Source organism: Planktothricoides raciborskii GIHE-MW2, assembly GCF_040564635.1.
In the GTDB taxonomy this organism is placed as follows: Bacteria; Cyanobacteriota; Cyanobacteriia; order Cyanobacteriales; family Laspinemataceae; genus Planktothricoides; species Planktothricoides raciborskii.
The window spans coordinates 6,493,095-6,518,050 of sequence record NZ_CP159837.1 but is presented as its reverse complement, the minus strand read 5'-3'; the positions used below and the strand labels follow the sequence as shown (position 1 = coordinate 6,518,050).

Below are 24,956 nucleotides of genomic sequence, written 5' to 3'. Positions count from 1 at the left end.
TCTGCCGGAATGCTTCGCCCCTACAAAATATCTTTGTGTTTCTTTGTGTCTTTGTGGTAAAAAAATAATATGGTGCGTTACGGTTAAACCAAGAAACCCGGTTTCTATTCGGGATATGTAGGGGCAAAGCATTCCGGCGGGTAATTTAATATATAAACGACAATTTATTTACCGGAATGCTTTGCCCTAATCCCACAGCGAGGGCGAAGCATTCCGGTATTCAGGTTAACGTTTTAAGCAATAATTTATCTGCCGGAATGCTTCGCCCCTACAAAATATCTTTGTGTTTCTTTGTGTCTTTGTGGTAAAAAAATAATATGGTGCGTTACGGTTAAACCAAGAAACCCGGTTTCTATTCGGGATATGTAGGGGCAAAGCATTCCGGCGGGTAATTTAATATATAAACGACAATTTATTTACCGGAATGCTTTGCCCTAATCCCACAGCGAGGGCGAAGCATTCCGGTATTCAGGTTAACGTTTTAAGCAATAATTTATCCGCCGGAATGCTTTGCCCCTACAAAATATCTTTGTGTTTCTTTGTGTCTTTGTGGTAAAAAAATAATATGGTGCGTTACGGTTAAATCAAGAAACCCGGTTTCTATTCGGGATATGTAGGGGCAAAGCATTCCGGCGATTGATTTAATATATAAACGACAATTTAAATACCGGAATGCTTTGCCCTAATCCCACAGCGAGGGCGAAGCATTCCGGTATTCAGGTTAACGTTTTAAGCAATAATTTATCTGCCGGAATGCTTCGCCCCTACAAAATATCTTTGTGTTTCTTTGTGTCTTTGTGGTAAAAAAATAATATGGTGCGTTACGGTTAAACCAAGAAACCCGGTTTCTATTCGGGATATGTAGGGGCAAAGCATTCCGGCGATTGATTTAATATATAAACGACAATTTATTTACCGGAATGCTTTGCCCTAATCCCACAGCGAGGGCGAAGCATTCCGGTATTCAGGTTAACGTTTTAAGCAATAATTTATCTGCCGGAATGCTTCGCCCCTACAAAATATCTTTGTGTTTCTTTGTGTCTTTGTGGTAAAAAAATAATATGGTGCGTTACGGTTAAACCAAGAAACCGGGTTTCTGCGTAAATTTACGGATAACATTAAAAAATAATTAAAAAACCCGGTTTCTCTAATTACCCTGCAAACTTTGATATAATACCAAGCAACAACCAACCAACAACCAACAACAAACAACAAACAACAAACAACTTATGTCCTCAATTACCTCTGCCCAAGTTAGAGATATCCTGGTTAATGCCTTAGAATTCGATTTAATCGGGCCAACCCCAGACGATATCGAACACGCAAGAGAAATTATTAATTCTCCCCCAACTAAATGGTATTTAACCGGGTTTCTCTGTCCCAAAGGTGCCCCCCTGAAAGACCGCATTGATGACGATCGCGGTCAAGATGATTTAAATAGTAGCCTGAATAAAAGCGATCGCGGGGAAGATAGCTACAGTCCCGAAAAAAAAGCTGCCCGAACTGCCCCGTTTCCCTCTTCGGTAGGGCTGACTTTCTTATTAAAAAATACCATCGAAGAGTTAGAGGTGACGGTGACTTGGGGAGACTATGAAGCGATCGAATTAAAACCAGAAAATATGGATTCCCGCCTTCGCGGGAATGACAATATATGTGAGGCGATCGAATTAACACCAGAAAATATGGATTCCCGCCTTCGCGGGAATGACAATATATATGAGGCGATCGAGTTAACACCAGAAAATATGGATTCCCGCCTTCGCGGGAATGACAATATATGTGAGGCGATCGAATTAGAACCAGAAAATATGGATTCCCGCCTTCGCGGGAATGACAATATATATGAAGCGATCGAGTTAACACCAGAAAATATGGATTCCCGCCTTCGCGGGAATGACAATTCTCTTTCTGAGAAACCCGGTTTCTCGGACCCAGAATATTGGCAAAGAACTCCCCATAAATATGAATTAACCCTAAAACTGCGAACCACAGAAAAAACAATTTATATGCCAATTCCCGATAGCAATGGGTTAGAATTAGCCATAAATAACCGCCCTTTGCATATCCAGGGAAATATTCAAGCAAATCATCGTCGCCTTTTCGCCGATACTAATATTTTATCCGTATTTTTAGTTAATAAACGAAAAATTGCTGAGGGCAAACAACGAGATACTAGCTATATTTTCCAAGCCCAATTACAGTTAGAATGTAGGGAAGGATTTCTCCCTCGTCCCGACTTGCGAGAAGGCGGTGATGATGATTGGGATGAAAGAGTTGCCGCTGTCCAATATCGCCATAATTATGAGTTTGCGGTGGGTCACAATGCCTCCGCTTTTGCCCAAATTGACCCGGAAAATTCCGCCTATTGTCCGCTGATTAAAACTACTTGGGTTCCTGCGGCAGAAGTTGCCCAAGTTGCCCCGGCAAAGTTAGACCAAGTTGAGTTAAATATGGAGAAAATTGGCCAATTTTCTCAATCGGAATCTTTGCAAGAAAGCCTCCGCCCTTTAACTATTGCTTATCGCCAATGGATTGCCGAACAAGAGAAGATTCCTGTGGATTCCGAGAAGCAGATAGAAACTAGCAAAAAACTGCTAAGTCGGGCGCAAATTGCCTGCGATCGCATCAACCAAGGCATAGACTTACTAACAGATAGCCAAGTATTCTACGCTTTTAAACTTGCCAATCAAGCGGTAGCCCAAGCCCGTCGCCAACAGTTAGCCCAAGAAAGTAAGCAACCGGCGGATGCTTTTTCTGCCCCAAATTGGCGACCATTTCAGTTAGCTTTTATTTTACTAAATATTGGCGGTATTGTCAATAGTAATAAGATGGATTCCCGCCTGCGCGGGAATGACAATCAAACTCTTTCTTTGGCAGGAGAAGAAGGGGGAGATAAAATAGGAGATAAAAGCGATCGCGATAAGATGGATTCCCGCCGGCGCGGGAATGACAATCAAACTCTTTCTTTGGCAGGAGAAGAAGGGGGAGATAAAATAGGAGATAAAAGCGATCGCGATAAGATGGATTCCCGCCTGCGCGGGAATGACAATCAAACTCTTTCTTTGGCAGGGGAAGAAGGGGGAGATAAAATAGGAGATAAAAGCGATCGCGATATAGTTGACCTGCTATTTTTTCCCACAGGTGGCGGTAAAACCGAAGCCTATTTAGGACTAGCGGCATTTACTTTAGTCTATCGCCGATTAACCAATCAAGACATATATGGCGCGGGAGTTAGCGTCATCATGCGCTATACTTTGCGCCTGCTAACCTTAGACCAATTAGAAAGGGCAACTCGGTTAATTTGTGCCTTAGAATTAATCAGAAAAAACCACCCGGATAACTTAAAAAAATTAGGACAATGGCCGTTTGAAATTGGCCTGTGGGTGGGACAAAGCGCCACCCCCAACCGTATGGGCAAAAAAGGCGATAAAAATCCCGATTCAGCCCGCCAAATTACCCTTAATTTTAAAAAGGATAGTAAGCGATCGCGATCGCCCATTCCCTTAGAAAAATGTCCCTGGTGTGGGGAAAAATTCACTCCTGATTCTTTTTGGTTACACCCGGACGAAAGCCACCCAACGCAACTATTAGTTAAATGTCAAAACTTTGACTGTGAATTTTCTGAGGAAAACAATCATTTACCCATAATTGCGATCGATGAATCCATCTATCGGCGTTTACCTTGTTTTCTCATTTCCACTGTAGATAAATTTGCGGGTTTGCCGTGGTTTGGCCAAACTGCGGCCTTATTTGGTAAAGTTAGCCATTATCAAACTGGAGAAGGTTTTTATAGTACCGCAGATAATATTAAAGGACGAGGTATCAAAGGAACTCAACTCAAGCAACCTTTGCCACCCCCAGATTTAATTATTCAAGATGAATTGCACCTAATTTCTGGGCCATTAGGGACAATGGTGGGACTTTATGAAACCGCGATCGATGAACTTTGCAGCCGCAGAATTTCCACCCCAGCAGGAGATGCCCCCCTTGCCCCCCTTGAAAAGGGGGGAGATAGAATAATTCGCCCGAAAATCGTCGCCTCTACTGCCACAGTCCGCAGGGCAGATCGACAAATTCAAGCCCTATTTAATCGGACGGAAATTCAAGTTTTTCCTCCTCCGGGGCCAAACTTGGATGATTCATTTTTTGCCCAAACCATACCGACTAAAAAAAGCCCTGGACGACTATATATAGGAGTAGCCGCCCAAGGCCGTAGTTTAAAAGTAGTCTTATTAAGAACCTATTTGGCCTTATTAAGTGCAGCCCAAAAACAATGGGAATTAGCTGGAGGCCAAAAAAATTCCCATAACCCGGTCGATCCATATATGACCTTGCTGGGATATTTTAACTCTCTGCGAGAATTAGGGGGCAGTCGCCGCATTGTGGAAGATGAGGTAGTTTCTCGACTGCAAAACTATCAAAGCCGCCAGCGTTATGGAGAAAAAGACGGCTTATTTGCTAACCGAAAAATCCAAGACGATCAGCAAGAACTCACCTCGCGAGTCACCACCGATAAAATAGCCAATACCAAACGCCGCTTATCTATTTCTTTTGCCGAAAAAGACCCGAAAAAAGAACGGGTAGATATTGCCTTAGCCACAAATATGATTTCTGTGGGTTTGGATATTGTCCGTTTAGGATTAATGGTGATTCTCGGTCAACCAAAAACTGCCGCCGAATATATTCAAAGTAGCAGCCGGGTCGGTCGTGACCCCAGTCGTCCGGGGTTGGTAGTTACTTTATTAAATATCCATCGACCGCGCGATCGCTCACATTATGAAAGATTTATGCATTGGCACAATAATTTCTATCGTTCCGTAGAAGTCACCAGTGTCACTCCCTTCTCCGTTCGGGCCTTAGATCGCGGTTTAGCTGCTGTCACCGTTGCCTTAACCCGCTTAAATTTAGCCGAAATGACTCCGCCTATGGGCGCCGGTAAAATAGCCCAACTCCGGTCAACTATCGAACAGGCGATCGCCCCAATATGCGATCGGGCAGCGAGTCATACCCCCATGTCCCCAGCAGAAAGCGCCAAAATTCGCCAAGAAATAGAAAAACGAGTAATGAACTTATTAGATACTTGGACGGAATTATGGGAAAGCAACGATAAAATACTGCAATATAATCAGACCGAAGCGGAAAACATTGGCCCGCTATTGTGCGACCCCAACGACCCCAAAACCGCCAACCTTTCCGAAGCCGCGAAAAAATTCAAAACCCCGCGCAGTTTACGGGACGTAGAACCCACCGTTAACCTCTGGATTAGCCGGGATTAATTCAATATAATCTCTTCGTGTCCTTTGTGTCTCTGTGGTAAAAAATACCCACCATTAAAACCTAATCCTAAGCAAATGTACCAGAAAACATTGAAGCAGTTTGACAAACCAATCCCAAAAGAAAAACTTGACATCGTGGAAAAAACCAGGTCTAACTTGTTTACCTGGCGCGGTCAATTTTCGCCTCAGCTTATTGAGGTTATCCTGAATGAATACTGCCTGCCTGATTCGGTAATTTTAGATCCTTTTGCAGGCAGCGGCACTGTTTTACTAGAAGCGGGAATTCTCCAGCTTGAAGCCTATGGATTTGATATTAATCCGGCAGCTTGGATACTTAGCACAATATATGAATTTATTAATAACTCCAGAAAAAAACAATCGATTAACCTTCTCAGAGAAGTTATAGATCGAGAGTTTCCTTTTAGAATTTTTGCCCAAGATCCAGTGGATAATTTTGCCGAAAAAATCAACAATATTAGGCATCAGCTAGATCGAGAATCAATCAAGATATTTGACGCATTGGTGATTTTACTCGATATCGCCAATAATACTGTCACCAATGAATCTGTTCAGGCAAAATTTGCTGATTTGGTAAATCTTATGGAAAATATTCCTTACTCCAACCAGCCGATTAATATGGGTTTAGCCGATGCGCGATCGCTTCCCTTAGAAAGCAATTCGATAGATTTTGTCGTCACATCTCCCCCCTATATTAATGTATTTAATTATCATCAAAACTATCGGAAATCCGCTGAAATACTCGGCTGGGATATTTTAAAAATAGCCCGGTCAGAAATTGGCTCCAATAGAGCGAACAGAAGCAATCGATTTTACACAGTAGTTCAATACTGTTTAGACATGGCTGATACTCTCAGAGAGATTTCTAGAGTCAGCAAAGAAAAAGCCCGAATCGTCCTGATTATCGGGCATAAATCTAATGTAATAGGCGTACCATTTTATAATGCTGATATTATCGAAAAAATTGGGTTAAAAGCTAACCTATTTGAAGAAAAATTAAGGCAAGAAAGAGAATTCAAAAATAAGTTCGGCCAATTAATCAGGGAAGATATTATTGGTTTTTATAACTTGGATAATAAAATATCACAGGAAGCCGTGGAAAAAATTGCCAGGGAGGTAGCTTTTGATATATTAAAGAGTGGTCTCTCTTTATGCGATCGCCAAAATATCGGTTTGCTTGAAGAGGCTATTGATAAAGTAGACTATATTAAAAGTACCCCGATTTTAGATCGAAAAATAGTTAGCGATCGGATAAAATAATTGTAAAATTATCAATAAAATAAAAATAAAACTTCACTCTATGCCTGAGATTTCTCGACCTCATTACACAAAGTTAATCGCTTGTCTCAACAACCGTCGCTTACCTGAATCTGATCGAGAACGGTTAGAAGAAGCAATCAGAAAGTATCATCAATGGATATCGGATATGGAATCAATTGAACGGGGTCAACCGGATACGGTTGAAAGACTCGTCGAGGCAACCAATCGATACAAGCGTTTTATCGAACTTGATTTTATTTTTGATAGTGCAGAAAACTTTCTATACAGACAGAAAGGACAGTTAAAACTAGACAATACTATCCTAGAAGAATTCTTGCCACAAGTAGTTTTTCGTAGTTTGCGGGGAATCGATGATTCTTTTGAGTTAGGACTGAGAAATACGTTTGCTGGATTAAGTTTTCTATCATCTCTGGGAAATTTAGGTCAAGGTGGTGAACCAATTATTAGAAGTAAAGACCAAGACTTTATCTTGGGTAAAAAATTATATCTAAAATCATCATTCGACCGAGAATTTCAAGATTGTAAGTTCATTGAGTCACATCTTGGATATGTTTGTGCAGAGTGTAAAACTAATCTAGACAAAACGATGTTTCAAGAGGCAGTAGCGACAAGTCGAGACTTAAAAACTGCTGTTCCTGGATCTTTATATTTTATTGTCTGTGAATTTCTGGATATGACCCCAGTTTCGCTGATCTCAACTCAAATTGATGATGTTTTAATCGTCCGCAAGACGAAGCGAATGTCCTCTAATATTCGTCAAGAGTATAGAACCCCAGAAGCAAGACGAAACCATAGACAGGAATATATAGATTTTTTGGATTCCTCTAGATACTATAGTGATGTATTTCAAAGAATGATCGATAAGATCCAATCTCTCATTGATGATACAAGCCCATCAATGGAGAATGTTCTCAATCAGGGTCATTTTTAATAATATTTAATATTCAACGCTAATTAAGCAACCAAGAAACCGGGTTTCTGCGAAAATTTACGCAAATATCCAAAAGTTAACTAAGAAACCCGGTTTCTGTACCCTCTACCTAATGGTGCGTTACGGCGCGGACATTTCATTTAATGGTTTATAATATTAATTATCCCCGCGCCTAACACACCCTACCCAAACTACCATTAAAACCTAATCCTATGGCAAATACAAATAACATTCAACCTGATGGCGAACTCCGGCAAAGTCAACTACTTACTACCTTTGGGCCGGGGGCAATGGTAGACCTACCAGAACAGTCGGTGGTGATTAGCGGTTTATCCTATTGGAAAGGATATAAACAACCAATTCAAGAAGAACGTCTGCGGCAAAAAGTGCAAAAAATATTAAAGATAAATCCAGGGGAAAATGTGCAACTTTATGCCCCACCTGTGGATGATTCCGACCCGACGGGGGCGGCGATTTCTGGCATCGATGCTTTTGTATTTCCCCGCTGGTTTCTAGTGCAAATCGAACGCAATATTACTATTCAAGGTAAGCTATATCGCACTCGTCCCCTATTCCCTTGGAGTGGGATTAAAAAAGGCTGTACATGGGAAGGGAAAAAATGCCATGCGGTGCCCGTTCGCTTTGTTCAAGCTTGCGTAAATGGCCATTTAAGTGATATTAATTGGCGGGCTTTTGCCCATCAAGATTTTCAAACCAACTGCCCAGGACAAATTTGGTTAGATGAAGCGGGTTCGGGGAATGATTTTGAGGAAATTTTCGTCCGCTGTGACGCTTGTAAAAAACGCCATCCCCTTTCTTTGGCTAAGTTACCCAATTCCAAAATATTAGGCAAATGTTTGGGCGATCGCCCGTGGTTAAATCCGACTAAAAACACCAAAGAAGAATGCCAAGGTTATAAACGAGATCCAGAAACCGAGGAGTTAATTCCTACTAATGAACCGGAACAAAGCCGTTTATTAGTGCGATCGGCTAGTAACGCTTATTTTAGTCAAACTCTCAGCGTGATTTCTTTGCCGGACTCCGACCACGAATTAAGAAAAGTCGTGGATAAATTTTATGACCAATATTTAAAAAATATCGACTCAGTAGAAATGCTGAATATGATTGTCAATTTAATGGACGGTTTAGCCGAACTAAAAGCCCTGGGAATTCCGAAAGTTTGGGGAGAATTAGAACGCCGAAAAAGCGACGAACCGGAAGTTGAAAAAACCATTAAAGACGCGGAGTTAGAGGTGCTGTTAGCTTGTGTTTCAGAACCCCAAGCAGCACAAAATAAACCCATTGATGAGGTAGATTTTGAGGCATATTTACGCACAAAACCCATCGAAAGTAACTGGCAACCTTTCCTAGATAAAATTGTCTTAGTTCACCGCCTCCGAGAAGTAATTGCCCAAGTAGGTTTTACGCGGTTTGAAGCGGTAATGCCAGATATTAATGGGGAATTAGATATTAATGTCCGTCGGGCAAGTTTAGACTGGGAAACCAGTGGAATATCATGGGTGCCCGCGATCGCCAATAAAGGAGAGGGAATTTTCTTTTCTTTCAACCAAGAAAAAATCAAAACTTGGGCAGAGCGATCGCCGGTAATCGAACGCTGCAAAGATTTACAAACAGGCTATAAAGCATGGCTAGAAATTAACAATATTCCCAAAAAAGAGGAACATTTTCCGGGAATGCCATACATTATGCTGCATTCTTTATCCCATTTATTAATTACTACCATTTCCTTAAAATGCGGCTATTCGTCTACGGCAATTAAAGAAAGAATTTATGCTAATCCTGACCTCGGTTATGGTATATTAATTTATACGGGTTCGAGTGGTTCTGAAGGCACCTTAGGGGGATTAATTGAAATCGGCGATCACTTAGAATATTACCTCGAACTAGCCTTAGAAAGCGGAGAAATATGTTCTAACGATCCGATTTGCTCTCAACATATCCCCGGCGATCGCGAAGACGATGCCTTATTACAAGGGGCAGCTTGTCATGGTTGCGTGTTAATTGCGGAAAGTTCTTGTGAAAGAAGTAACGACTTTCTCGATCGCGCCTTAGTAGTCAACACCATCGCCAGAGAAAACGCTGCTTTTTTCCCAAAAGATTTTTAACACTTCATCATCCAATATTTTTAATCGCAGACTCTAACAATAATCGAGATAACAAAGCCGATCGCTCGACCATAAGATCCAAATAGACAAATTCTCCCAGTGCATGGGCTGCATCTCCCACTGCCCCCAGACCATCTAATGTGGGAGCATATAAACTGGTAAAGTTCCCATCAGATCCTCCCCCAGCGGTGGCTTCATCAATTTCTATGCCCAACTCCGAGGCTGCTTTTTGAGCTCGTTGCCATAATTGCTGATTTCCAGGGGTTTTTTCCAAAGGCGGGCGATCGAATCCTCCCTCGACAATAATTTTAGTGCCTGGGGTACTGGGTTGAAGCGAGCGAATTTTGGCGTCAATGCGATCGGCATCTTCTCGGTGGAGTACCCGCACATCCACCACTGCTTTACTGGAAGGGGCAATCACATTGGGGCGAATTCCCCCATCAATATTGCCCACATTCACAGTGATACCGCGTTCTGGATCATTGAGGGCAAATAATTGCTGAATGGCAAAGGATAATTCTAAAATTGCGCTGGCCCCTTTTTCTGGTTCTAACCCAGCATGGGCAGCTTTACCGATGACGTGAACAGTAAATTCACCGAGTCCTTTACGTTGTGTTTTCAATTTTCCACTCGGACCGAGGGACGGTTCCATGACAAAGACGCGATCGGCAACTTTTGCCAATCTTTGAATATGAACTTTGGATTCATTACTGCCAATTTCTTCATCAGAATTAATAAAAATTACTGGAGCAATTTCTGGCTGGATTTCCAAAGCCCGCAATGCTTCTAAAGCAAAGATGACTTGAACTAATCCCGCTTTCATATCATAGATTCCCGGCCCATACATTTTCCCCTGCTCCTGACGTAGGGGCATTTTTTTTAAAGTGTTCAACGGCCATACGGTGTCACAATGCCCTAAGAGCATTTGAATCGATTGGTTTTTGGTGCGATCGCCCGGAACTGCGAACAGTTGCCCACCTGTTTTCTGCCCCGGTATCCGCTTAACTCGATAATTTCTTTGTTCTAATTCTGTCTGAAGCAGACTTAAGACTTGGTGTTGTGATTCTGCTACCACCGACGGAGACTCAGCCAGCACTAATTGTGCCAATAAATTAGTCATCTCGGTTTGGCGATTGTGGAGATAATCTCGCAACCGTTGTGCAATTTTCGCCTGGAGAGGATCGATCTTCATTATCTTTTATACCCGTTGTAAAAGGGAAATGAGCAACTATGATTAATAGTGGCGTACCGTCCGGGTGAGAGATAAGCCAGTAACGGTGAATTTAGCAGTAAATCTTGATCGTCGCGATCGCTCATTCTTAGCGCCGCTTCTTGAACCTGAACCGCGACAATTTTTCCGGCAATTAAACTATTTTCCCCGAACCCATCCACAATGCGATCGAGTTCGCATTCAATAAATAAATAGCCATCTTTGAGAAATATTCCATCCACCTTGCTGGCTGGAAATGTGGGTAAAGTCGCTAAAGTTGGTTTAGAATCATCCTCACAACGGGGCGCCGCACTCAGGCTAGTCAGAACCACTTGTTCCGGTCGGGGAAAGGTGACAGTAAAACTTTGGGATTGTTTAATATTGGCGTAAGTGCGATGTTTTGGGGTGCAAATAAATCCGAAGTAATTATCCCAACCTAACGGCATAGTCATACTCTTTGGCGCTAGATCGTAGCTGCCGTCTTCTTCTCGACTGCCCACAATAACGAGTGGTGAGACATAGAAAAAACGCTCCCATAAGGCTTTGTTTACATCAAGACTGACCAGCTTATTTGGGACAGACATAAAATTTTGCTCCGCGTATTCCGATGACCTGTCGGGGTCCTTCCCCTGGGTAGCTGCCCGCGACTGTGATAGTTCCCTGACGGTTAGCACAGGCCAATCACTTAGACTCTTCTATTACAGCATATCGATCAGAATTGTTAAACCGATCGAGACTGTCACCGGGCTGAATCCGCGATCGCTCCAGGCAGTTTAATTCTACTAAATATGATCGTTAGTGGCCTTGTAAAATTTATCTTAACAATTTTTATCAAAATGTAATTTTTTTTTCACAAAAATATAAAAAAATTCATAAATCATTGAAGTTCCCCAGAATTTCCGCCATTTCACATCAAATTTAATCTAATTTTTCATTGTGCTTTGAGGGGGAGCGACATAAACTGACGAAAAAGTGATCGTTCATCAGGGACAAACCGCTATACAATAGCGAAACACAATAGCTTGATTCATCATCATCAGCATGAAAATAGCTATGAAGATTTGACAAGGCGCTAAGAATTATGTTTCAAAAGTATTTCTTCACATCAATGACCCGGATTTCTGATTTAGAATCTCGCCCATTTGAGGTGCGTGTTTTACCACAAGAGCAATGGGAAACCGGGGATTATGTGGTCGGGGAAGTGATTTCTCCTTCTGGAAATCACTTAGTAGTGGAACTGCCTACAGGAAGAATGACGGAGGTAATGGAAGGAGATTTAGTGGTCGGTGCTTTTGGGGTGCGTCGCGCTACTTTGGAAGCGGTGGGAGATTGGCAAAGTATCGGCGATGATGGGGTGATGCAAGCTATGACCGAAGGGGGTCTGTTTGGTCGGGTGACATCTGAGTCATTTTTGGCAGACCCGATGGCATCGATGACTTATCAAGGTCATGTTGTCCGGGAAGGAAAGAAAGTTTGTATGCAGGATTTTGCCCCAGATATTTCAGAGACAAATTACCAATGTCCCACGGTAATGGTGGTGGGTACTTCTATGTCTTGTGGCAAGACTACATCTATTCGATCGATTATTTCTCAATTGAAGCGATCGGGCTTAAAAGTAGTGGGAGTTAAATTTGCCGGGGCTGGACAATACCATGATATTTTATCAATGGAAGATGCGGGGGCTGATGCGATATTTGATTTTGTCGATGTCGGTTTACCCTCTACGGTTTGCCCTGAAGACGAGTTTCGGGTTTCTGTTCATAAATTATTAGCCAAAATTGCCGCAGAAAAGCCCGATGTAGTGGTGGCTGAAGCGGGGGCTTCCCCATTAGAACCCTACAATGGATCGATAGTTTTAGATGAAATTAAAGAGCAGATTCGTTGTACGGTGATTTGTTCGTCCGATCCTTATTCTGTATTGGCGTTAATTAACAGTTTTGGCTTACACCCCGATTTAGTGAGTGGGATTGCCGCCAGCGATAGTGCCGGAGTGGAATTAGTAGAAAAACTCACGGGAGTGAAAGCTTTAAGTTTGCCTCAACGGAAATCTTTGCCGCATTTGCAAGAACTTTTGCAAGAAAAGTTAGGATTTTAAAGGGCGAATTTTTACCACAGAGACACAGAGATACACAGAGGGTTTTGGTTTCTGTCCAGAGGTGCGATCGCATGGATGCCTTGAGAAACCGTTTTTATTTGCGAGGGCTTGAAATCCCTTGAAACAAGAATAAAGTCCTTTTTTTGGTATTCACCTTCTTAAACCCGGTTTCTGAGACAGTGGACAGCAGTATTGTTGACTATTTTATTTTCGGATAGTGATTGGCACCGGATGGGTGTTGACAGCGGTATTGTTGAGAAAAGAGAAACCGGGTTTCTTGGTGGCGAAAAATAGATAACTGTGATATCCCAAAAAGAAACCTGGTTTCTGGGATAGTCATTTGGTATGATTTGCCTGAATCTAGACGGATTTCATTGCTGTTGTCTGCAAAAAATATCTGTCACTCTACTAAAATATAGCTGTCATCTAAGAGAAGATTTCCACGTATGCAGCCCACCGACCCTAGTAAATTCACCGATACCGCTTGGGAAGCAATTGTCAAATCCCAAGATGTTGCGCGTCGCTATCAGCATCAATATTTAGAAGTGGAGCACGTGGCGATCGCCCTCCTGGAACAAAAATCATTAGCCAACCGAGTTCTGACTCGTGCGGGAATTCTCCCGGAAAAGCTTCTACAACAACTCAACGCCTTTGCCGTCCGACAGCCGAAAGTCCCCAACACCACGGAGTTGTACTTAGGCCGTAGTTTAGATGTGATGTTGGACAAAGCGGAAGAAGCGCGGGTAAATTGGAACGATAATTTTATCTCTGTGGAACATATTCTGCTGGCTTTGGCAGAAGAAGAACGAGTCGGACGACGGGTAATGAAAGCCTCCACCCAAGACCCCCGGACTCCCTTTGAGCAACAACAACTGGCAGCAGCGATTAAAACCATTCGCGGCAATACCAAAGTCACCGATCAAAACCCAGAAAGTCAATATGAAGCCCTGGAAAAGTATGGCCGCGATTTAACCGAAGAAGCCCGCAAAGGTAAATTAGATCCGGTAATTGGTCGAGATGAGGAAATTCGCCGAGTGATTCAGGTACTTTCGCGGCGGACGAAAAATAATCCCGTACTCATTGGGGAGCCAGGGGTGGGCAAAACCGCGATCGCCGAAGCCTTAGCCCAACGGATCCTGAATGGGGATGTGCCGGAATCCCTGAAAAATCGTCAGTTGATTTCCCTGGACATGGGCAGCTTGATTGCTGGGGCGAAATTTCGCGGGGAATTTGAGCAACGACTCCGGGCGGTTTTGCGGGAAGTAATTCAATCCGACGGGCAAATTGTCCTATTTATTGACGAACTCCATACGGTCGTAGGGGCAGGGGCCGGACAGGGGACAATGGATGCCAGTAACCTGCTCAAACCCATGTTAGCTAGGGGAGAAATCCGCTGTATTGGCGCTACCACCTTGGATGAATATCGCAAACATATTGAAAAAGATGCCGCCCTGGAACGGCGTTTTCAACAAGTGTTTGTGGGTCAGCCTACGGTGGAAAATACCATCTCCATTTTGCGGGGTCTGAAAGAACGCTATGAAGTCCACCACGGGGTGAAAATCCTGGATTCCGCTTTGGTGGCAGCAGCTACGTTGAGCGATCGCTATATTTCCGAGCGGTTTTTGCCCGATAAAGCGATCGACCTGGTAGACGAAGCGGCAGCAAAACTAAAAATGGAAATTACCTCTAAACCGGCGGAACTGGAAGGGGTAGACCGGCGGTTAATGCAGTTAGAAATGGAAAAACTGTCTCTGGAAGGAGAAGGGGAAGGAGTCGTTGGGTCGAGTGCTTATCGTTCCTCCAAAGAACGGTTAGCCCGAATTAACTCAGAAATTACCTCTCTGAAAACCAAACAAGAATCCCTCAGTTCTCAGTGGCAAACGGAAAAGCATCTTTTGGATGACATCAATACTTTAAAAGAAGAAGAAGACCAAATCCGGGTGCAAATCGAACAAGCAGAACGGAAATATGAACTGGAACGGGCTTCACGGTTGAAATACGGACAGTTGGCAGTTTTGCAGCGCGATCGCGAAGCCAAAGAAGCGGAACTGCTGAAGTTACAATCTAGCGGCGCTACCCTATTGCGGGAACAAGTCACCGAATCAGATATTGCGGAAATTGTCGCCAAATGGACCGGCATTCCCGTAAATCGGTTATTAGAATCGGAACGCCAAAAACTCCTGCACCTGGAATCCTATCTACATCAACGGGTCATCGGCCAGCAAGAAGCCGTCACCGCTGTATCGGCGGCCATTCGGCGAGCTCGCGCTGGCATGAAAGACCCCAGCCGTCCCATTGGTTCTTTCCTATTTATGGGGCCGACGGGAGTGGGCAAAACCGAGTTAGCCCGAACCCTGGCAGAGGCTATGTTTGACAGCGAAGAGGCGATCGTTCGCATCGATATGTCCGAATACATGGAAAAACATTCCGTCGCCCGGTTAGTCGGCGCCCCTCCCGGTTATGTGGGATACGATGAAGGGGGTCAACTCACGGAAGCGGTGCGGCGTCATGCTTACTCCGTAGTCTTATTTGATGAAGTAGAAAAAGCCCACCCGGACGTATTTAATATCCTCCTACAAGTCCTGGACGATGGCCGCATTACTGACTCCCAAGGGCGGGTGGTAGATTTCCGCAACACCGTCATCGTAATGACCAGCAATATTGGCAGCGACCATATTCTCGATGTTTCCGGGGATGACTCTAAATATGAGGAAATGCGGAAACGAGTCATGCATTCTTTACGCAAACATTTCCGCCCGGAATTTCTCAACCGGGTAGATGACACGATTATTTTCCACCCCCTCAGCCGTTCAGAACTAGCGCAAATTGTCGCCATTCAGGTCAAACGACTGGAAAAACTCCTCGCCGAACAAAAAATTACTTTCAATTTAATGCCCGCAGCGCAGAAATATATTGCCGATGTAGGGTACGATCCGGTGTATGGGGCTAGACCCCTCAAACGAGCCATTCAGCGGGAATTAGAAAATCCCATTGCGAACTTGCTCCTAGAGCAAAAGTTTGTCGCCGGTGACACGATATATATTAGTCTCGGAGACGGGCAGCTAAGATTTAGCTCCGATATTTCTGATAGTTCGGAAACATTGTCAGAAAGCTCTGATGAACTGTCCGAAACTTCAGCGGTGAATGCTGCCGAAACTTTGGAAGTAGACGTTTTAGAAGCCACTGAAGTCACGACAACCTCGGAAACTGACCCCTGGTCAGAAGAACCGGAACCCGTAGCGGTTCAGCGGGGTAAATCATTCCCCATTACCGGACAGACGATAGAAATTAATAGTCAGCCGATGAAATCTTAACCGAAGGCAGCAGGGTAGGGATTCTTTTGTTAACAGTCAACCGTGAAAGAATCCCTACCCAACAATCAACAATCTAGCATCACTCAACATTGGCACTTATGGTCAATTTTACCGTAGCGATATGCACTTATAATGGAGAAAAGCGGTTGCCCGAAGTTTTAGATTGTCTGCGATCGCAAATCAACCCGGAAAATATTTCCTGGGAAATTATGGTGATTGACAATAACAGCAAAGATGGCACCGCCAAAATCGTGCGCGAATATCAAAATAATTGGCCAGAAACTTATCCCTTAAAATATGTTTTTGAATCCCAACAAGGTGCGGGTTTTGCCAGGAAACGAGCGATTAAAGAAGCGAAATCAGACTTAATTGGTTTTATCGATGACGATAATTTACCTGCAAATAATTGGGTAAATGAAGCATTTTTATTTGGGCAAAAATACCCCAAAGCCGGGGCTTATGCCAGTCAAATTCATGGCCAATTTGAAGTAGAAACACCAGAAAATTTTGAGCGGATAGTCCCATTTTTAGCCATCAATGAACGGGGATATAAACCGCTTTTATACAATTCCAAAAAAAAAGTTTTACCCCCTTCTGCGGGACTGGTCGTGAGAAAAGAAATCTGGCTGGCAAATGTGCCAAAACACTGTATATTAAGTGGCAGAGTTCCTGGCAGTATGCTCACCAGTGAAGATTTGGAGGTTTTAGCCTATATTCAACAGTCTGGCTGGGAAATTTGGTATAATCCAGCAATGGAAGTTAGACATAAAATTCCTAAGTGGCGCTTTGAAAAAGATTATTTAATTCCTTTTTTTCGTGGCATTGGTTTAAGTCGCTATGTCACTCGAATGGTAGGAGTTAAATCTTGGCTTAAACCTTTGGTTCTCTTAGCTTATAGCGCCAACGATATTCGCAAAATATTGCTACATTTGCTAAAATATGGCACTAAAATTAAAACCGACTTGGTGGCCGCTTGTGAAATGCAACTTTTAGTCAGTAGTTTGCAAAGTCCCTTTTATTTATGGAGGCATGGTTATTTGAAAAAAGCTGAAAAAAACTGAAAAAAATAAAAAAATCATGGGAGGCGATCGCGATCGCTCATGCTTGAATCATTTCACTACAGTTAAAACCAAGGGTGATATTCATTCAGTTAATCGGGGGAAAAAGTGGTTTACTTCACCGTAGCAATTCCTACTTATAATGGAGCCAGCCGTTTGACTAAAGTATTGGCAAAGCTGGAAAAACAAACAGGTATTGAAAATCTTTCCAGGGAAATTATTATTGTTGATAATAACAGCAAAGATGACACAGCCAAAGTTGTGCAAGAATATCAAGCAACTTGGTCAAAATCTATGCCTGGGGTAGCTTTAAAATACTTTTTTGAACCCGAGCAGGGGGCGGCATTTGCTAGACTGAAAGCAGTTCGAGAAGCCCAAGGAGAATGGATTGGATTTCTGGATGATGATAATTTACCTGAACCAGACTGGATCGCGGCGGCTTATTCCTTTGCCCAAGCACATCCTGATGCTGGTGCAATTGGCGGACAGATCCACGGTGATTTTGAAGTCCAACCCCCAGAAGGTTTTGAGAAAATTCAACAATTTCTAGCCATTAGAGAACATGGTTCAGAACCTTTTACTTTTGATGCGGCAAATATTAGATTACCCCCTGCGGCAGCTTTGGTGGTTCGCAAGCAAGCTTGGCTGGAAAGTGTGCCCGATCGCCCCCGGTTAACGGGAAAATTACCAGGGTTGTTAATCCAGGGCGATGATTACGAGCCCTTGCTTTATATATATAAAACAGGTTGGAAAATTTGGTATAATCCAGCGATGCACACTCATCATCAGATTCCCCACTGGCGATTGGAAAGAGATTATCTGCTTTCTATTGCTAGAGGTTGCGGTTTAGCCACCTATCAACTGAGGATGATTAATGCTAAACCTGGTGAAAGACCAGTAATTTTTATTAGGACAATACTGGGTAATTTGCGTCGTTTACTAGAATATCGGTTAAAATATAGAAGTGACGTGAAAAATCAGTTAATTCCAGCCTTTGAAATGGAATTTTCTTGGGGAAGTTTGATGAGTCCTTTTGTTGAGTTAATGAAAATCGATCAATAATTGATCAAATATTAATGGTTTTACTGGAGCAAATTTTAGTTTTTTAAAAAACAGGAAATATATGCCATTAATTTCAGTAATTTTGTCGGTTTATAACGGATCGGAAACCATAGCCGAAACAATTAAATCGGTCATAAATCAAAGTTTTACAGATTGGGAACTAATTATTATTAATGACGGATCTCAGGATGCAACTTTAGATGTCATTAACAGCATTTCTGATTCAAGAATACAGGTATTTTCTCATGCAAATTCAGGTCAAGCTTTTAGTAACAATAGAGGATTATCTCTAGCTAAGGGTGAATATATTTCATTTATAGATGCAGATGATCTATGGACAACGGATAAATTAAAAGATCAATTGAAATCACTGCAAAATAATCCTGAAGCTGCCGTGGCAATAAGCTGGACAGATCACATCGATAAATCCGGTCAGTTTTTACGTCAAGGACCTCACCCTACTTTTAATGGCGATGCTTATACCAAACTCTTGTTGGAAGATTATGTAGGTTCGGGTTCTAATCCCTTGATTCGTAAGCAAGCATTAGATGAAGTAGGAAATTTTGAAGTATCACTTGCTCCAGCGGCTGATTGGGATTTATGGCTTAGGTTATTGGCTAAATATAATTTAGTCGTAGTGCCACATGTGCAAATTTTGTATAGACAACAAAGTGCTGGTTCTGTGACTCAAAATGTTTTGAAAATGGAGCAAGTTAGCCTAAAAACCCTGGAAAGAGCATTTGCTAATGCGCCTGAATCTCTCCAACATTTAAAGAAGATTTGTTTAGCAAATCGATACAAATATTTGATGGCCAAGGCTTTAGAAAATTATCCCACTACACAAGAAGGATTGATTGCATTTAAATGTTTTGTGAAAGCGATTCTTCACAATCCATCGATCCTGACGAAATCACGATTTGTGTCGGTGCTGCTAATAAAAATATTAATCACGATTTTTCTGCCTAAGCAATCCAGAATCTTGATCGAGAATTTGAAAAAGCTATCTGCATAATTTTTACCGAGTAATCATAGATTGCCGAATGTCTATGATATAAAATTGATCTAAAACTCACGCCTGATGCGATGCCAAGATCGATTTGTCTGCTGAGATGCTTAAAAAGATGGATTCCCGAACGAGGGCAGCTTGGTACAGGTTTTTTGTCTATAGTTCATAATGATAATGAAAATATTACATTTGAATACTTGGGATATTGAAGGAGGGGCTTCTCGTGGGGCTTATTGGATGCACCAGTCTCTCTTAAAAGCAGGTGTGAATTCTATGATGCTGGTGGGTCATAAGTTGAGTGACGATTATACGGTGATGGGCAGTCAGTATAGGACGATATCGGAGAAACTCCGCAGAGATATTGGTGAATATATTGATGAATGGCCGCTGAAACAATATAAAAATCAAAAAAAAGAATTGTTTTCTCCCGCTTGGTATTCCCAAAATATCTTGTCTAAAGTTAAATCGATTAACCCAGATATTGTGAATATCCATTGGATTGGTAAATCTTTCTTGAATCCCGAAACTATTGCTAAAATTGAAAAACCAATTGTCTGGACATTTCGGGATATGTGGGGGTTCACGGGAGGCTGCCATTATACGGAGGACTGCACTCGCTATCAAGTGAATTGTGGGTTATGTCCTCATTTAGGGTCGGGAAAAGAACACGATTTATCTCGAAAGCTTTGGCACCGAAAACAAAAATCGTTTAATGATTTAAATATGACGATTGTAGCGGTTAGTCAGTGGTTGGCAGACTGTACGAGACAAAGTAGTTTGTTTAAAGATTCCCGAATAGAAGTTATTTATAATGCGATTAATACGTTAACTTTTCAGCCCAGAGATAAAAAGTTAGCGAGACAATTGCTGAATTTACCAGAGAATCGTAAGTTGATTTTATTTGGGGCAATCAGAGCAACGAGCGATCGCCGCAAAGGTTTTGAATATTTGAGTTCTGCGATTAAAAAATTTGCCGAAAGTGATTTAGCCGCTGATACAGAATTAGTGATATTTGGAGCTTCAGAACCTCGCGATCGCCCGAATTTGGGCATGAAAACGACTTATCTAGGACGGTTAAATGATGATTTAACTTTAGCCTTAGTTTATGCCGCAGCAGATGTGATGATTGTTCCTTCCTATCTCGATGCTTGTCCGAAAACGCCGATTGAGTCTTTAGCTTGTGGCACTCCAGTGGTTTGTTTTGATAGCAGCGGCTTAAAAGAAATTGTCGATCATCAACAAAATGGCTATCGGGCGAAATGTTTTAGTGAGGATGATTTAGCCGCAGGAATTACTTGGGTTTTGCAGGATGAAAACCGCAGGCGATCGCTTTCCCAATGCGCTATAAAAACCGTTGAGCAGAAATTTACGATGGAAATTTTAGCTCGGGCTTATATCAATTTATATCAAGATATTCTAGGTTAGAATAATAGATATATCTGATCTTTGTGTTCTCTGTGTCTTTGTGGTAAATATCTCTGTTTTAAATTAGCTTTAAATTAGCCAGCTTTAACAAAGTTTGCTGAGAATTTGGCTGACAATTTGGGCAGTCAGTAGGGACTTTGGGATAGGTGAGAATGCTAACGAAAACTTGAAGATTTGCCTGATAATTTGTGCCTCCTGGACTGAGAAAACATTCCGCAGGGGGCAGGAGCAAAAGCCCAGAATTTCCCCGATTTTGGCTACAGGCAAATTCAGGATTAAACTGCTCAAAAGTGAGTTCTACTTCCGTTTGAATTTCAGCCCTATTTAATTCAGGCCATAAAAATCTACCAAAGGCTTTATACAATAAACTACCATCTTCTTTCTGTTCCGCTAACCGCAAGTCTAAACCGCGATCGCTAGGTTCACGAGTCTGATCGATTTGTGATTTAAATTCCAGGGTTTTTTGATCATTGCTTAAGCTGAATTCTATGGCTCCTGGATAATCTCCAATCCAGCTATAGTAAGGGGTTTTAGGATAGTAGGATAATATTCCGGTTCCGGCCAAAGGTTTTCCCACCTCAACCCCAAAGAAATTCGCTAGATCGAATCCAGCAGACTCCGTAGACCAATCAAAGGCGATCGCAACTTTTTCTGGGGTCTTGGGGAAATCTTGGGTTAAATAAAAATAAGCCTGGGCAAACCGTTGACCCAGGTCTAATTGTCCTTGGGAACTATAATGAATTTCGTCTTTGGGGGTTTTTTCTAGATCGCTGGTATTTACTACGATAGTAAATGGGTCATTTAAGGCCACATTAAACTGAGAATTTCGCACAAAATACTCATATTTTGCCTGGGAACCCACATGGGGAGAAATTTCCCCAATCACAAATGGTAAAAATGAATTTTTAGCATAGTCTCGCAGGGATTTCTTTAGGTTCGTGAGGTTTTCTTCGTAGGTCAAATAAACTTGCTTATGATATTTATCGGTGGCATCGGATTCTCCCTGCATCCAAAAAACTCCCCGAATTTCAAAGCTATCTCCACGGGCAGTTAAAGCCGCCGTAGCATTGTCCAGAACTGCTAATAAATGCTGATGCAGTTTACCTCCGGGCATCCATCCCCTCACGGGATCGCCTAATAAAGTGGCACCGACGGCAAATTTAACGATCGCCACTGGTATGGATTCATTGTCAGCCAACCACCGACCCAAGGTAATTTCAGGGCCAAAACCATTGGCCAGAGTCGGTGCATTATAGAAAGGATTACAAAATGGGCCACTGGTATAGGGAGCGGCTTGCTGAAGACCTAATGGCACCCAATTGCCAGCAGAATTATAGACAACTGGGGTGTCAAGGAAAAAACATTCTTCATTTAAGGATATTTCATAGAAAAATTCGATGTCAGGTTGGCTGCTAAGATCCCGACTATACCGATTAATCGCATCCGGTTGAGATAAATAAGATCCAATGGTGCCACTGCCTACGGCATTAGATTGACCAGCCAAAATAAAAACATGAATTGGTTTTGCCTGGGCATTTCCTGGAACCATTAGGCACACAATCAGAATGATTAAATTCTGCCAATAGCGGCGAATGTTTTTCAAGGTTGACACTCCTGATTGATTGATTGACAAGATTTCGCCAAAAATTGCTTATAAAATTACCTCATAAACATTACAAGTTCCCTCGCGGTCTGAGGTAAAGACAATACTGCGTCCGTGAGGGGCGATCGCCGCATGGACATGAGCATCTTGGTCTTTTAACGACGGATCGGTATCATGCTTGCACAAGTGAGTTATCTTTAACAGTCGCCGAACATACATATCCGTGACTTGTTTTTCCAGACGAGAAATCATTCCTGGCCATAATGCTTGAACCTTTTGCCGACGTAACAGCCAAGATATTTTATTTAACCACTGGTTCAGCGGATTTTTTTCTTGGCCGATTATGGGTTCAGCCAGGGTGACAAACCCATCCATCCCATCAATAATAAAGTGACGACTATCGAGGGTACTGGTGACATGACCGAGAGAAAAATTCGGCATAGGGATTTGATGAACTAAGTCTCCCTCCCAAGTTCTGGCAGCCAAAAAAGGGCCTTGAGAATTCCAACCGTGGTAAACAATAAATTCTCCTGTAGGCGACCAGTTTTCGTGAGTGCAGAGAGTATTTTTCGGTTGGTCAAATAACGGGCGATAATTGCCATTGGGTTCTAAACACCAGATTCTAGGTGTGGTGTATTCTCCATGTCCTTCTCGGTTAAAAATTAACCGACCACTGCCAAGGGGATCGAACTGAACATGAGTCACCCAAAATGGAACTTTTGCCCAAATTTCTGCTGTTCCAGTATTCGCATCAATGCGATATAATCGAGTTACAAATCCTTGTTCAACCATCCGTTTTGGTATGGTTTGCAGTTGTTCCCATTGGTCAACAATTCCATCAGGAAATGCTTCGGGTTGGGTGACTGGAACGCAGAGTAATTTTCCATCAGGATAAATATGATTATAAGCCGTCCACCAATATTCGGGTAAATGACAAATAACCCGTTTATTTCCGGTATCTAATTCAATAGAAAATAAGATATCATCCTGAGTCCAATAGACTCGGTTATTAATCGGATCTAGACAAGGAGATGTTTTACTTAATCCCTTAAGTCCTCCTTGAGGATAGACATAACTTCTGATTAACCCATTTTGGTTATGAGTCAGTTGATAAATTTCCCCAGAAGAACGGGCGATCGCATATAAATTCGGATGTCCATCTCGTTCTGAAATAAATACTAACCAGCGATCGTCTTGGGTAATACTATAAGTGGTGAAATAGAAATGCTGGTCTTTAGCCGTTGAATTTGTCCATTGAATCACCGTGTGATTTGTGTTTGGATCGACGAACTTTTTAAATTCGGGAGGATAACTCGGTTTCATCACTGCCAACTCCTCTAGTGAAAATTAGAATTACTATCATTTTTGGCTCCAATCTTCCGGTGGTACAAATGTTTCCACATATTTTAACATTTCTGGATCTTCTTGGATCCATTTTGCTCTTTGCCGTTCGATCTGTTTTAAGTGTTCTTCAATATTTTTATCAGTCACCAACACCCCAAAATCTTGCGGGACAGTCTCCTGATTCACGTCAAACATTCTATTCAATATTAAATCTCCTACTTCCTTGGTATAATGAGAAGGATCGATGTAATTTTTCATGTCTTCTTGACCAATTGGTTCAGTGGTGATACTGTTATATCCCGAAAAATCCCAAACCGGAGCAATTTTGACTAATTCTCGTTTCCATTCTTCAAAGCTAGGCCAAACATTGAGCAAACGCCGAGATTCCCAAAGACTGACATGAACTGGAGAGATAAAAAGTTTTATTTTGATATTTTTTTCGCGACAAATCTCCACAACTTTCTTTAGGTCATTTAAATATGCTGTTGAGATGATAGGTTGGTAATTATTCATACTTTTCCTTAAGGATGCCAAGTCTTCTTGCAAAAATTTTTTAAATCTGCCTTGATTAGAAATTCCCCCGAAAATATGTTTTTTAAAAAATTCTGGCTCCCTCAGACCGTTTGGATAATAAAAACCTACATCATTGGGAGAGAGGATATTGGCTTTAATTGTTTTTAAACTGCCAAAAACCGCATCAAGGGAAAATAAGACATCCAGTAAATCTGTCGCGACAATATTTTTTGTTTCTAATCGCTCTTCTTTAAAATCGGGTTTAATCTCATCGAAAGTCGTAAACATCATAAAATCAACCCCAATGACCACTAAATTTAGGTCGGGGTTCAGGTAAATTGCATGGTCAAAATAACGTCTTGCTTCATACATATTGGCGCCGGGAAGCGCCAAATTATACGCGGGCTGGCGATCGCGAAAAGCCGGATGGGCTGGATCTAACCCAAACTCAGTTCTCGAAAACCCCAGAAACACGGTTTGCGGACGGACACGAATTGCTTCCATTGCTTTAAAAAGTCTAGCATGACTATGGGTTTCCTTTTTGACTTTATTGAAACCGACAATTTTTGGACTATTAAAAACTACATAAGGATCTACGATCACATTAAAAGACACAATCGCTAATATCTGAGATAATAGACAAACAAATAAAATTAAATTATATTTTTGATAGGTTTGATAAAGCTTCATTCTG

At 42.1% G+C, this 24,956-nt stretch carries 15 protein-coding genes; 10 read left to right on the top strand and 5 right to left on the bottom strand.

Going from position 1 to position 24,956, the window contains the following annotated elements; genetic code table 11:
- Positions 1-1,229 precede the first annotated feature (1,229 nt).
- The 4 genes from ABWT76_RS27795 (at position 1,230) to ABWT76_RS27780 (ending at position 9,632) form a co-directional block, all read left to right on the top strand.
- Positions 1,230-5,276, top strand: a complete 4,047-nt coding sequence (locus ABWT76_RS27795; RefSeq protein WP_354635276.1) for a helicase-related protein — start codon at positions 1,230-1,232, stop codon at positions 5,274-5,276.
- 75 nt (positions 5,277-5,351) lie between these two features.
- Positions 5,352-6,554 carry a DNA methyltransferase gene (locus ABWT76_RS27790; RefSeq protein ID WP_354635275.1) on the top strand — a complete coding sequence of 401 codons (1,203 nt, stop codon included), beginning with the start codon at positions 5,352-5,354 and terminating at the stop codon, positions 6,552-6,554.
- A gap of 40 nt (positions 6,555-6,594) precedes the next feature.
- Positions 6,595-7,506: a Bpu10I family restriction endonuclease gene (locus ABWT76_RS27785; RefSeq protein WP_354635274.1), complete on the top strand. Its 912-nt coding sequence runs from the start codon at positions 6,595-6,597 to the stop codon at positions 7,504-7,506.
- Positions 7,507-7,718: 212 nt separating this feature from the next.
- Positions 7,719-9,632: a DUF1998 domain-containing protein gene (locus ABWT76_RS27780; protein WP_354635273.1), complete on the top strand. Its 1,914-nt coding sequence runs from the start codon at positions 7,719-7,721 to the stop codon at positions 9,630-9,632.
- Between the two features lie 7 nt (positions 9,633-9,639).
- On the opposite strand, the gene ABWT76_RS27775 is transcribed toward ABWT76_RS27780, so the two are convergent.
- Positions 9,640-10,824: a M20 family metallopeptidase gene (locus ABWT76_RS27775; RefSeq protein ID WP_354635272.1), complete on the bottom strand. Its 1,185-nt coding sequence runs from the start codon at positions 10,822-10,824 to the stop codon at positions 9,640-9,642.
- A complete protein-coding gene (locus ABWT76_RS27770) occupies positions 10,824-11,426 on the bottom strand; it encodes a flavin reductase (RefSeq protein WP_054467624.1) in 603 nt (200 codons plus the stop codon). Before ABWT76_RS27770 ends, ABWT76_RS27775 begins: the two co-directional genes overlap by 1 nt.
- Before the next feature lie 497 nt (positions 11,427-11,923).
- Between ABWT76_RS27770 and ABWT76_RS27765 the strand changes: the two genes are divergently transcribed.
- The 6 genes from ABWT76_RS27765 (at position 11,924) to ABWT76_RS27740 (ending at position 20,802) form a co-directional block, all read left to right on the top strand.
- On the top strand, positions 11,924-12,937 hold the full coding sequence (locus tag ABWT76_RS27765; RefSeq protein WP_190878276.1) for a DUF1611 domain-containing protein: 1,014 nt from the start codon (positions 11,924-11,926) through the stop codon (positions 12,935-12,937).
- A gap of 446 nt (positions 12,938-13,383) precedes the next feature.
- Positions 13,384-16,251 carry an ATP-dependent chaperone ClpB gene (clpB, locus tag ABWT76_RS27760; protein ID WP_082348929.1) on the top strand — a complete coding sequence of 956 codons (2,868 nt, stop codon included), beginning with the start codon at positions 13,384-13,386 and terminating at the stop codon, positions 16,249-16,251.
- 98 nt (positions 16,252-16,349) lie between these two features.
- The gene (gene hpsE / locus ABWT76_RS27755) at positions 16,350-17,312 is read left to right on the top strand and encodes a hormogonium polysaccharide biosynthesis glycosyltransferase HpsE (protein ID WP_190878278.1); all 963 of its coding nucleotides are present in this window, start codon (positions 16,350-16,352) and stop codon (positions 17,310-17,312) included.
- A gap of 105 nt (positions 17,313-17,417) precedes the next feature.
- Positions 17,418-18,371: a hormogonium polysaccharide biosynthesis glycosyltransferase HpsE gene (hpsE, locus tag ABWT76_RS27750; protein WP_054467619.1), complete on the top strand. Its 954-nt coding sequence runs from the start codon at positions 17,418-17,420 to the stop codon at positions 18,369-18,371.
- Positions 18,372-18,432: 61 nt separating this feature from the next.
- Entirely contained in the window at positions 18,433-19,383 is a 951-nt protein-coding gene (locus ABWT76_RS27745; protein WP_190878280.1) for a glycosyltransferase, read from the top strand.
- Positions 19,384-19,551: 168 nt separating this feature from the next.
- Entirely contained in the window at positions 19,552-20,802 is a 1,251-nt protein-coding gene (locus tag ABWT76_RS27740; RefSeq protein WP_054467642.1) for a glycosyltransferase family 4 protein, read from the top strand.
- Positions 20,803-20,860: 58 nt separating this feature from the next.
- Here the strand turns inward: ABWT76_RS27740 and ABWT76_RS27735 are convergent, their stop codons facing one another.
- Genes ABWT76_RS27735 through ABWT76_RS27725 form a run of 3 tightly spaced genes read right to left on the bottom strand, consistent with a single transcriptional unit; the run spans position 20,861 to position 24,952 of the window.
- Positions 20,861-22,405 carry a sialate O-acetylesterase gene (locus ABWT76_RS27735; protein ID WP_354635271.1) on the bottom strand — a complete coding sequence of 515 codons (1,545 nt, stop codon included), beginning with the start codon at positions 22,403-22,405 and terminating at the stop codon, positions 20,861-20,863.
- Positions 22,406-22,453: 48 nt separating this feature from the next.
- Positions 22,454-23,728, bottom strand: coding sequence for an oligogalacturonate lyase family protein (locus ABWT76_RS27730; RefSeq protein WP_054467613.1), 1,275 nt, complete (start codon positions 23,726-23,728; stop codon positions 22,454-22,456).
- Positions 23,729-23,764: 36 nt separating this feature from the next.
- On the bottom strand, positions 23,765-24,952 hold the full coding sequence (locus tag ABWT76_RS27725; RefSeq protein WP_054467611.1) for a hypothetical protein: 1,188 nt from the start codon (positions 24,950-24,952) through the stop codon (positions 23,765-23,767).
- Positions 24,953-24,956 lie beyond the last annotated feature (4 nt).

Bases quoted from the DNA above. Each gene is read 5' to 3' on its own strand.
- ABWT76_RS27770 (WP_054467624.1), bottom strand. From the start codon at position 11,426: ATGTCTGTCCCAAATAAGCTGGTCAGTCTTGATGTAAACAAAGCCTTA.
- hpsE (WP_190878278.1), top strand. From the start codon at position 16,350: ATGGTCAATTTTACCGTAGCGATATGCACTTATAATGGAGAAAAGCGG.
- ABWT76_RS27790 (WP_354635275.1), top strand. From the start codon at position 5,352: ATGTACCAGAAAACATTGAAGCAGTTTGACAAACCAATCCCAAAAGAA.
- ABWT76_RS27740 (WP_054467642.1), top strand. From the start codon at position 19,552: ATGAAAATATTACATTTGAATACTTGGGATATTGAAGGAGGGGCTTCT.
- ABWT76_RS27725 (WP_054467611.1), bottom strand. From the start codon at position 24,952: ATGAAGCTTTATCAAACCTATCAAAAATATAATTTAATTTTATTTGTT.
- ABWT76_RS27775 (WP_354635272.1), bottom strand. From the start codon at position 10,824: ATGAAGATCGATCCTCTCCAGGCGAAAATTGCACAACGGTTGCGAGAT.
- ABWT76_RS27730 (WP_054467613.1), bottom strand. From the start codon at position 23,728: ATGAAACCGAGTTATCCTCCCGAATTTAAAAAGTTCGTCGATCCAAAC.
- ABWT76_RS27745 (WP_190878280.1), top strand. From the start codon at position 18,433: ATGCCATTAATTTCAGTAATTTTGTCGGTTTATAACGGATCGGAAACC.
- ABWT76_RS27765 (WP_190878276.1), top strand. From the start codon at position 11,924: ATGTTTCAAAAGTATTTCTTCACATCAATGACCCGGATTTCTGATTTA.
- ABWT76_RS27795 (WP_354635276.1), top strand. From the start codon at position 1,230: ATGTCCTCAATTACCTCTGCCCAAGTTAGAGATATCCTGGTTAATGCC.
- clpB (WP_082348929.1), top strand. From the start codon at position 13,384: ATGCAGCCCACCGACCCTAGTAAATTCACCGATACCGCTTGGGAAGCA.
- ABWT76_RS27780 (WP_354635273.1), top strand. From the start codon at position 7,719: ATGGCAAATACAAATAACATTCAACCTGATGGCGAACTCCGGCAAAGT.
- ABWT76_RS27785 (WP_354635274.1), top strand. From the start codon at position 6,595: ATGCCTGAGATTTCTCGACCTCATTACACAAAGTTAATCGCTTGTCTC.